We start from the raw sequence: 9729 nt of genomic DNA on the forward strand, positions 1-9729 counted from the left end.
CCTATTGGGTCACCCGGTCGGCCGACCCCCAGCACCCAGGGCCCGCCCCAACACCTCCACGACCCGCACCTGCTGGGCCTCCGTGAGGTGCGGGTGCAGCGGCAGGCTGAGCAGTTCGCGGGCGGCCCGCTCGGCCACCGGGAAGGCGCCCTCGCCGTACCCGAGCGGGCGGAACGCGGGCTGGAGGTGGACCGGCACGGGGTAGTGCACCCCGGCGCCGATCCCGGCGGCGTGCAGCGCGGCGAGCACCGCGTCGCGGCGGCCGCCGCCGATCCGCACCGGGTAGAGGTGCCGGACGTGCTCGTTGCCCGGCGCGGTGGACGGCCGGGTGACGCCCGCCGTCCCGGCGAGCAGGGCGTCGTAGCGGGCCGCGGCGGCCCGGCGGGCGGCGTTCCAGGCCGGCAGCCGGCGCAGCTTGGCCCGCAGCACCACGGCCTGCAGCGCGTCCATCCGGGAGTTGAAGCCGAACCGTTCGTGCCGGTACCGGTCGCGCGCGCCGTGGTCGCCGATCAGCCGTACGGCGGCGGCGAGTTCACCGTCGTCGGTGAGCACCGCCCCGGCGTCGCCGTAGCCGCCGAGGTTCTTGCCGGGGTAGAAGCTGGTCGCCGCGATCCGCCCGTACGCGCCGCGGCCGTGCCGACGGGCGCCCTGGGACTGCGCCGCGTCCTCCACCACCGGGCGGCCGTCGGCCAGTTCCAGCAGCGCCTCCACCGGCGCGAACTGGCCGAACAGGTGGACGGGCAGCAGCGCCACCGCCCCGGGCAGCGCGGCGGCGGCCCGCTCCGGGTCGATCAGCAGGTGCTCCGGGTCGACGTCGACGGGCCGCGGGCGCAGTCCGGCCCGCAGCACCGCCTCCGCGGTGGCGACGAAGGTGTTGGCGGGCAGCACCACCGCGCCGCCGGGCCGCAGCTCCAGGGCGCGCAGCGCCAGTTCGAGCGCGTCGGTGCCGTTGGCGGCGCCCACGCAGTGCCGGACGCCGGTGAAGGCCGCGTACTCCTGCTCGAAGGCGGCCACTTCGGGGCCCCTGACGAAGGCCCCGCTCGCCAGCACCCGGTCGAAGCCGGCCCGCACCTCGGCCTCGACCTCGGCGTGCGCGGCCGCCAGGTCCACCAGCGGGATGCCGGGGGTCACCGCAGCGCCGCCCGGTCCGCGGCCCCCACCGGCACGGTGGCGCCGCCGAGTTCGAGGCTGAGCGAGGCCGCCTCCAGCAGCTCCAGCACCCGTACCCCGGCCCGGCCGTCGGTGAGCGGGGCGCGGCCCTCGACGATGGCGGCGGCGAACTCGGCCATCACGTTGCGCAGCGCCTCCTGCTCGACCAGCGCGGGGGCGACCATCTCGCCGACCCGGTAGGAGATCAGCGCCCGGTGCCGGATGGCGTCGGTCAGCCGGTCGGGCGGGGTGAGGTCGACCCCCCGGTCGTGCACCGCCAGCCGGGCCTGCGGGTTGAGGTCGTCCCAGACCAGGGTGCGCCGGGAGCCGCCGATCAGCGTGGTGCGGACCTTCGTCGGCGAGAGCCAGTTGACGTGGCAGTGCGCCAGCGCGCCGTTGCTGAGCCGCACCGTCAGGTAGGCGACGCAGGCCCGGCCGGCCCCGATCGGGTCGGCGCCCTGTGCGGACACCCCGACCGGCACGACCCCGGGCGGCAGCACGAAGTCCAGGACGGACAGGTCGTGCGGGGCGAGGTCCCACAGCACGTCCACGTCCGGCTGGACCAGGCCGAGGTTGATCCGCACCGAGTCGAAGAACTGGACGTCCCCGATCTCCCCGCCGTGCACCAGCTCGCGGATCCGGCGGACCGCCGGGGTGTAGCAGAAGGTGTGGTCGCACATCAGCACCAGCCCGGCGCGCTCGGCCAGTTCGACCAGTTCGGCGGCCTCGGCGGCGGAGGTGGTGATCGGCTTCTCCACCAGCACGTGCTTGCCGGCCTCCAGCGCGGCCCGCACCAGCGGGTAGTGGGCGCCCGCCGGGGTCGCCACCGCGACCGCGTCCACCCGCTCGTCGGCCAGCACCTGCCGGTACCGGCCGGTCGCCCCGACGGTGCTGTACTCCCCCAGCACGGCGCGGGCCCTGGCCTCGTCCAGGTCGCACAGCCAGTGCAGCCGCAGCCCCGGGGTGTGCTGGGCGTTGCGGGCCAGCTTCGGCCCCCAGTAGCCGGCCCCGACGACCGCGAGGCCCACCGGCCGTTCCGGCACCGGGCGGGGCGGCTCGCCCGGGGTGGGCACGTGGCCGCCGGGCGCCTGGTTGGCGGTCTCGGCCGCCCACTGCTTCGACGTCATCGCTCGGGCCCCCTTGCGGAAGGGTCTGACTCCGGCGCCGCGGGTCGGGGCCGCGCCCGCCCCACGGCCTCAACGTCCCTCGCGGGCGCCGGAGTCGGCCCGGACGGTACGTGTCCGCACGGCCGGTCCGGGCCCCCTCGGGCTCGCTGCCGGAACCGTACCGGCCCGGACCGGGCCCCGGGGGCGGTTTCGGTAAATCGACGGACAAGTCATGACGACGGTGTGCGGATCCGGCCGTCCTGCGGTCAGGATTCCGGTGGGGCGGGACGGCGGCCCGCCGCCGACCGCACGGGTGTTCGCCCGGCCCCGCACCCCGGTTGTGCGGTTGTCGGTGTCGAATGACAGGCTTGCCCCGGATCGACCGGAACCAACAGGAACCGGACCGCCAGGAACGAGGAGGAGGACACCGCATGACCACCGGTGAGCCGGCGGGCCCGCCCGTGCTGCGCCACCACCGCGACAGCCTGCTGCCCGCCGTCGCCGCCGCGCTGTCGCTCAAGGGCGGCGACGTGCACACCCTGGCGGGCGACAAGGACGACCGGCGCCCGGTCCTGCACCCGCTGGTCGGCGAGTTCCTGGGCACCCTGCCGCTGGAGGCCCGCGAGCGGTTCACCGGCCGCTGCCCCGAAGCCGTACTGCTCTCCCAGTACCTGACCACGGTCGACGGCAGGCGCTCCAAGCGCGCCGCCCGCAAGCCGATGAGCCTGCACGAGGCCCGCAAGGCGCTCAAGGGCTCCCGGATGACGACCCTCCGGATCCGCGAGGAGGGCGACCCGGCGCACGGCACCCACGCCCCGCCGTGCCGCTCCTGCACCCCGATGCTGGAGCACTTCACCGTACTGAGCGTGGCCGTCGGGCCGCCGGCGCGCTGACCGTCCGCACGCCGGACGTCCGCACCCTGGCGCCCCTCGTACGCCCCCCTGTCCCCGAGCCCCGGAGCACGCCCTGAACCCGCCCAGCCCGCCCCCGCCCCCACCGGTCACCCTGGCCCCGTCCGCCCCGGCAGCCACCGCCGGACGGACCCGCCCGCGCTTCCCCGCCGAGGTCGCCGCCGAGCTCAAGGCGGCCGGCTGGCACCCCGGCCGCTGGCAGATCCGCCAGGCCGAGGAGTGGGCCGACGCCCTGGTCGGGCACGGCGGCACGGGCTCCACCGGGCACGCGGTGTTCCCGGCGGCCGTGGAGGCCTGGGCCGAGTTCGGCGCGCTCGCCTTCGACCTGTCCGGGCCGGGCCGCCAGCTGGCCCGCACCCCCTTCCTGATCGACCCGCTGTGCGGTCTGCACCAGCCGCGCACCCTGTTCGACCTCGGCCGGGCGCTGGGCAGCCGACTCGCCCCGCTCGGCGAGGAGGCGTACGGGCAGGCGCTGCTGGCCGTCGACGAGGAGGGCCGGGTCTACAGCCTGGACCACACCGGCGAGTGGTTCCTCGGGCACGGCATCGACCAGGCGATCAGCGCCCTGGTCCTGGGCACCGCCCCGGAACGGCTGCGCACCGCCCCCGACCACGACCGGCCCTAGCGGAGCCCTCCGTACGGCGGTCGGGCCCGGCGGCCGCTAGCGGAGCCTGTCCTCCCGGACGGCCAGCCGGGACGGCAGCGCCGCCTCGACCCGGAAGCCGCCGTCCGCCTCCGGCCCGGAGGAGAAGGTGCCGCCCAGCGCGACCACCCGCTCGCGCATCCCGACCAGCCCGTTGCCGCCGCTGGGCAGCTGGGCGGCCCCCCGCTCCCCGCCCGGGCAGGCGTTCACCACGCTGACCCGCACCCCGTTCGGCGCGTACGCCAGCAGCACCGACACCTGGGCGCCGCCCGCGTGCTTGTGCGCGTTGGTCAACCCCTCCTGGACGACCCGGTAGGCGGTCCGCTCGGCCTCGCCGGTGAACTCCTGCCGGCTGCCGCTGACCGTCAGCGTCACCGCCATCCCGGCCGCCCGGGACTGGTCCACCAGCCGGGGCAGTCCGGCCAGCGAGTCCGGCTCCGGCTGCCGCTCGTCGTCGTCCATCCGCAGCACGCCGAGGATCTCGCGCAGTTCGTTCAGCGCCTGCCGGCCCACCTCGCCCATCAGCCGGGCGCTCTGCGCGGCCTTCTCCGGGTCCTTGACGACTATTCGCTCCAGCGCCCCGGAGTGCACCACCATCAGCGAGACCCGGTGCGCCACCACGTCGTGCATCTCCCGGGCTATCCGGGTGCGCTCCTCCAGCCGGGCCCGGCGGGCGCGCTCCTGGGCCTGCTCGGCCAGCAGGTCCAGCTCGGCCTCCAGGCCGTGCGCGCGGTCCTTGAGCGAGTCGATCAGCCGCCGCCGTGCCCCCACGTACAGCCCGGTCACCACCGGGGCGACGGTCAGCCCGACCGCGACCATCAGGGACAGCAGGATCAGGCCCCACAGCGGCGGCCGCTCCGCCATCGTGTCGTCCGGGGTCATCAGCTGCACCGCCATCACGGCGCCCGCCTCGGCGAAGGCCAGCCCGGACAGCGCCACCACCCGGCGCCGCCGCGAGGGCCACTCCCAGGTCTCCGCCAGCGTGTACAGCGCCACCACCAGCAGCACCACGCCCAGCATCCCGGGCAGCACCAGCAGGGTCGCCAGCACCGGTACGGCCGGCCAGCGCCGGCGCACCACCAGCGAGCCGCCCGCCAGCGTGCCGAGCACCGCGATGCCGACCGCGCCCAGCAGGGTCACGTGCATCCGCGCGGAAAGGAAGGAGATCGTGCTGACCGAGCACTCCACCGCGGCGAGCAGCGCGAGCCCGATGTCCAGGAGGGCGCTGCGCCGCCGCTCCCACCACCAGAACGACCGGACCGGCACGCGCTCCCCAGGCGACTTGCTCATGCGTGACAGATTAAGCCGCAACCTGCTCCCTTCCCCACCGGGATTGCCGGGTACGCCTCCGGAAGCCGTCAAGTGGTCCAGACCACAGGTGGTTTTCGGCACCGCTGTCCGCCATCCGGCCACCTCGCGGACAGCGACCGCCCCGACACCTATGCTGGTCGCGTCGGACAGCGCGGTCCGCACGCGTCACACCCGCCACACTGCGCGTGGACCTGTGACGATGAGCCGTTGCCGAACCCCACCACCACAGGGAGCCAGCCGTGACCGCTCCGGTCCCCGCCCCGGCGGACAGCCCCACCGCCAGTGCCGACAATGCCGCCCTGCGCGCGGACATCCGCCGCCTCGGCGACCTGCTCGGCGAGACGCTGGTCCGCCAGGAGGGCCCCCAACTGCTGGGCCTGGTCGAACAGGTCCGGCTGCTCAGCCGCACCGACGGCGAGGCCACCGCCGAACTCCTCTCCGGCATCGACCTGGACACCGCCGCCAAGCTCGTCCGGGCCTTCTCCACCTACTTCCACCTCGCCAACGTCACCGAGCAGGTGCACCGCGGCCGGGAGTTCGCCACCCGCCGCGCCCGCGAGGGCTCGCTGCTCGCCCAGACCGCCGACCAGCTCGCCGAGGCCGACCCCAAGCACCTCCGGGACACCCTGGCCCACCTCGCGGTCCGCCCGGTCTTCACCGCCCACCCCACCGAGGCCGCCCGCCGCAGCGTGCTCAACAAGCTGCGCCGGATCGGCGAACTGCTGGACCGCATCCACCGCGAGGAGCTCAGCTCCGGCCTGGCCGCCGCCGACCCGGCCCGCACCAGCAGCGCCCGGCGCTCCGCCGACCGCCGGCTCGCCGAGGTCATCGACCTGCTCTGGCAGACCGACGAACTGCGCATCGCCCGCCCCGAGCCCACCGACGAGGCCCGCAACGCCGTCTACTACCTGGACGAGCTCTACCGCGAGGCCGTCCCCTCCGTCCTGGAGGAGCTGCACGAGGAACTCGCCCGGGTCGGCCTGAACCTGCCCGACGGCGTGCGCCCGCTCACCTTCGGCACCTGGATCGGCGGCGACCGCGACGGCAACCCCAACGTCACCCCGCAGGTCACCTGGGACGTCCTCAACCTCCAGCACGAGTACGGCATCAAGGACGCCCTGGCGGCGATCGACGACCTGCGCAACACCCTCTCCACCTCCGAGCGGCTGGCCGGCGCCTCCGTCGAACTGCTCGCCTCGCTCAACACCGACCTGCACCGGCTCCCCGAACTCAGCCCGCGCTACAAGCGGATGAACGCCGAGGAGCCCTACCGCCTCAAGGCCACCTGCATCCGGCTCAAGCTGGAGAACACCCGCGAACGCCTGGCCGGCGGCACCCCCCACGTCGAGGGCCGCGACTACGTCGGCACCCGCGAACTGCTCGTCGACCTGCGCCTGATCCAGGACTCGCTGCGCTCCCACCGCGGCGAGCTGATCGCCGACGGCCGGCTCGCCCGCGCCATCCGCACCATCGAGGCCTTCGGCCTCCAACTCGCCACCATGGACGTGCGCGAGCACGCCGAGGCCCACCACCACGCCCTCGGCCAGCTCTTCGACCGCCTCGGCGAGGAGGCCTGGCGCTACGCCGACATGCCCCGCGAGTACCGGCAGAAGCTGCTCGCCAAGGAACTGCGCTCGCGCCGCCCGCTCGCCCCCACCCCGGCCCCGCTGGACGAGGCCGGCACCAAGACCCTCGGCGTCTTCAACACCGTCCGCGAGGGCTTCGAGCGCTTCGGCGACGAGATCGTCGAGAGCTACATCATCTCGATGTGCCAGGGCGCCGACGACGTGTTCGCCGCCACCGTGCTGGCCCGCGAGGCCGGCCTGATCGACCTGCACGCCGGGATCGCCAAGATCGGCATCGTGCCGCTGCTGGAGACCACCGACGAACTCCAGCAGGCCGACCGCATCCTGGACGAGATGCTCTCCGACCCCTCCTACCGGCTGCTCGTCTCGCTGCGCGGCGACATCCAGGAGGTCATGCTCGGCTACTCCGACTCCTCCAAGTTCGGCGGCATCACCACCTCCCAGTGGGAGATCCACCGCGCCCAGCGCCGGCTGCGCGACGTCGCCCACCGCTACGGCATCCGGCTGCGGCTCTTCCATGGCCGCGGCGGCACCGTCGGCCGCGGCGGCGGCCCCTCGCACGAGGCCATCCTGGCCCAGCCCTGGGGCACCCTGGAGGGCGAGATCAAGGTCACCGAGCAGGGCGAGGTCATCTCCGACAAGTACCTGCTCCCCTCCCTCGCCCGGGAGAACCTGGAGCTCACCATCTCCGCCACCCTCGCCGCCTCCGCGCTGCACACCGCCCCGCGCCAGGCCCCCGAGGAACTGGCCCGCTGGGACGCCGCGATGGACCGCGTCTCGGAAGCCGCCCACACCGCCTACCGCGCCCTGGTCGACCAGGAGGACCTGCCGAAGTACTTCTTCGCCGCCACCCCGGTCGACCAGCTCGCCTCGCTGCACCTGGGCTCCCGCCCCTCCCGCCGCCCCGACTCCGGCGCCGGCCTGGACGGCCTGCGGGCCATCCCGTGGGTGTTCGGCTGGACCCAGTCCCGCCAGATCGTCCCCGGCTGGTACGGCGTCGGCTCCGGCCTCGCCGCCGCCCGCGAGGCCGGCCTCGGCGACGTGCTGGACGAGATGTACGGCCAGTGGCACTTCTTCCGCAACTTCCTGTCCAACGTCGCCATGACGCTGGCCAAGACCGACCTGCGGATCGCCCGCCACTACGTCGAGCAGCTGGTGCCCGGCGAGCTGCGGCACATCTTCGACCAGATCGTCGCCGAGCACGAGCTCACCCTGCGCGAGGTGCTGCGGCTCACCGGCGAGGCCGAACTGCTGGAGCACAACCCGGTGCTGAAGCAGACCTTCACCGTCCGCGACGCCTACCTCGACCCGATCTCCTACCTCCAGGTCGCGCTGCTGCGCCGCCAGCGCGAGGAGGTCTCCGCCGGCCGCCCCGAGGACCCGCTGCGCGCCCGCGCGCTGCTCCTCACCGTCAACGGCATCGCCGCCGGCCTGCGCAACACCGGCTGACGGCCTGCCGAACGCACTGGAGGGCCGGTGTCCACCCCCGTCGGACACCGGCCCTCCGCCGTGCTCAGGAGTTCCCGTCGAGCACCACCACCCGCGGGCCGTACCGGGCGGCGAACTCCGCCCGGACGCTCTCGGTCGCCTGCTCGACGTACACCTGCACCCCGAGGCCGTAGGCGCCGACCACGACCTGAACGGTCGTGATCCCCCGTGGCCTCCAGTACGCCCGGCCGTCCTGGGAGATCTGCTGGGCCAGCAGCCCCAGTTCGGCCCTGGTCCCGACGGCGTCCCGGAACTCGATCCGGACGTCCGGTACCGTCGCCCGCTCCCGCACCGCCGCGTCGAGGCCCGACCCGGGCTTGCGCATCACGTACAGGATGCGGGCCGCCTGGTCGTCGCACATCCCGAAGTAGGCCTCCGCGTACGGGCCGACGGCCAGATCGGCGACCTCCCGGGCGGCCTGGTAGAGGCCCTGGTCGGAGGGGAACCAGTCCCGCTGGTCCACCGGCGTGCTCCGCCCCGACGACGTGGGCGACGACGGCGAGGACGCGTCCGCCGCTCCCGGGTACCCACCGGGGGACAGTGGAGCCCCGACGGACGACGGTGTGCCGGACGGCGCCCCGGTCGGGCTCAGCGACGGGCTCCGGACCGGCGTCAACGTCCCGTCCGGCCCCGCCGTGCAGTCGTCCACCGGCCCGGCCTTCCACCACGGGGCGGCCTCCCCGGCGGGCGACCCGACGGACGACGCCTCCGACGACCGCCGGCCCCCGCCACCCAGCTGTCCCAGTGCCCCCGCCCCCGCCGCCAGCAGCACCAGCGCCGCCACCCCGCGCAGCGCCGCCCGCCGTCGCGTCCGCCGACGCCCGGCCGCCCGCAGCTCCGCCAGCGGCGGGCTGCCGCCCACCACCGCGGCCCGCGCCCCGAGCCGGACGACCAGCTCCTCCTCGAACCCGTCCGGTCGTTCAGCCGACATGGGCCGTCAACTCCCTCTCACCGGCCAGCTCCTGGCGGAGCGCCCGGATCGCGCGGGCGAGGTGGGTCTTGGCCGTCGGGAGCGAACAGCCCAGCTCCTCGGCCACCTTGGCGACCGGGAGGTCCACGTAGTAGCGCAGCACCACCGCCGCCCGCTGCCGCTTCGGCAGCGCCCGCAGGGCGGCGGCCAGCACCTCGTCGCCGACCTCCACCTCGCCCGCCGCCCCCTCCGGCGGTTCGGCGGTTAGCACCTCCCGCCGCGTCCGCCGCCAGCGGGAGACGTGGGTACGGACCATCGTGGTGCGCACGTACCCCTCGGCCGCCTCCGGGTCGCGGATCGTCGAGCGCTTCGGGTAGACCCGGGCCAGCGCGTCGTGCAGCAGGTCCCGGGCGTCGTGGACGTCCCCGGTGATCAGGAAGGCGCCCCGCAGCAGCGCCTGGTACCGCGCGGCGACGAACTCGTCGAACGGATCCCCGTCCACGCCCCCCGGCGCTCTCGAATCGCGCTTCATACCCACAGGACGCACCGCCCGCCGGGAACGGATGACACACCGGTCGAAGGACTTTCCGGACAGCGCGGAGGGCCGGGGTCCGCTCCTGCGGAC

The 9729-nt window shown here is 75.0% G+C and carries 8 protein-coding genes; 3 read left to right on the forward strand and 5 right to left on the reverse strand.

What is annotated here, in order from left to right; translation table 11 throughout:
- Window positions 1-9: 9 nt before the first annotated feature.
- On the reverse strand, window positions 10-1131 hold the full coding sequence (locus AB0O91_RS39090) for a DegT/DnrJ/EryC1/StrS family aminotransferase (RefSeq protein ID WP_363443598.1): 1122 nt from the start codon (window positions 1129-1131) through the stop codon (window positions 10-12).
- Window positions 1128-2276: a Gfo/Idh/MocA family oxidoreductase gene (locus AB0O91_RS39095; protein ID WP_363443600.1), complete on the reverse strand. Its 1149-nt coding sequence runs from the start codon at window positions 2274-2276 to the stop codon at window positions 1128-1130. Before AB0O91_RS39095 ends, AB0O91_RS39090 begins: the two co-directional genes overlap by 4 nt.
- Before the next feature lie 410 nt (window positions 2277-2686).
- On the opposite strand from AB0O91_RS39095, the gene AB0O91_RS39100 reads away from it, so the two are divergent.
- Entirely contained in the window at window positions 2687-3148 is a 462-nt protein-coding gene (locus AB0O91_RS39100; protein WP_363443602.1) for a YwqJ-related putative deaminase, read from the forward strand.
- 112 nt (window positions 3149-3260) lie between these two features.
- Window positions 3261-3791, forward strand: a complete 531-nt coding sequence (locus AB0O91_RS39105; RefSeq protein WP_363443614.1) for an SUKH-3 domain-containing protein — start codon at window positions 3261-3263, stop codon at window positions 3789-3791.
- A gap of 36 nt (window positions 3792-3827) precedes the next feature.
- Here the strand turns inward: AB0O91_RS39105 and AB0O91_RS39110 are convergent, their stop codons facing one another.
- Complete coding sequence (locus AB0O91_RS39110; RefSeq protein ID WP_363443604.1) at window positions 3828-5099, reverse strand: histidine kinase; 1272 nt, start codon at window positions 5097-5099, stop codon at window positions 3828-3830.
- A 260-nt stretch (window positions 5100-5359) separates the two neighbouring features.
- On the opposite strand from AB0O91_RS39110, the gene ppc reads away from it, so the two are divergent.
- The gene (gene ppc / locus AB0O91_RS39115) at window positions 5360-8155 is read left to right on the forward strand and encodes a phosphoenolpyruvate carboxylase (protein ID WP_363443606.1); all 2796 of its coding nucleotides are present in this window, start codon (window positions 5360-5362) and stop codon (window positions 8153-8155) included.
- A gap of 64 nt (window positions 8156-8219) precedes the next feature.
- Here the strand turns inward: ppc and AB0O91_RS39120 are convergent, their stop codons facing one another.
- Window positions 8220-9125 (reverse strand): hypothetical protein, encoded by a 906-nt coding sequence (locus AB0O91_RS39120; protein WP_363443608.1) that lies wholly within the window; start codon window positions 9123-9125, stop codon window positions 8220-8222.
- On the reverse strand, window positions 9115-9606 hold the full coding sequence (locus tag AB0O91_RS39125; RefSeq protein ID WP_363443610.1) for a SigE family RNA polymerase sigma factor: 492 nt from the start codon (window positions 9604-9606) through the stop codon (window positions 9115-9117). The genes AB0O91_RS39120 and AB0O91_RS39125 overlap by 11 nt, the downstream gene beginning before the upstream one ends.
- Window positions 9607-9729: the final 123 nt, after the last annotated feature.

The sequence above is a fragment of the Kitasatospora sp. NPDC089797 genome, assembly GCF_040684795.1.
GTDB lineage: Bacteria > Actinomycetota > Actinomycetes > Streptomycetales > Streptomycetaceae > Kitasatospora.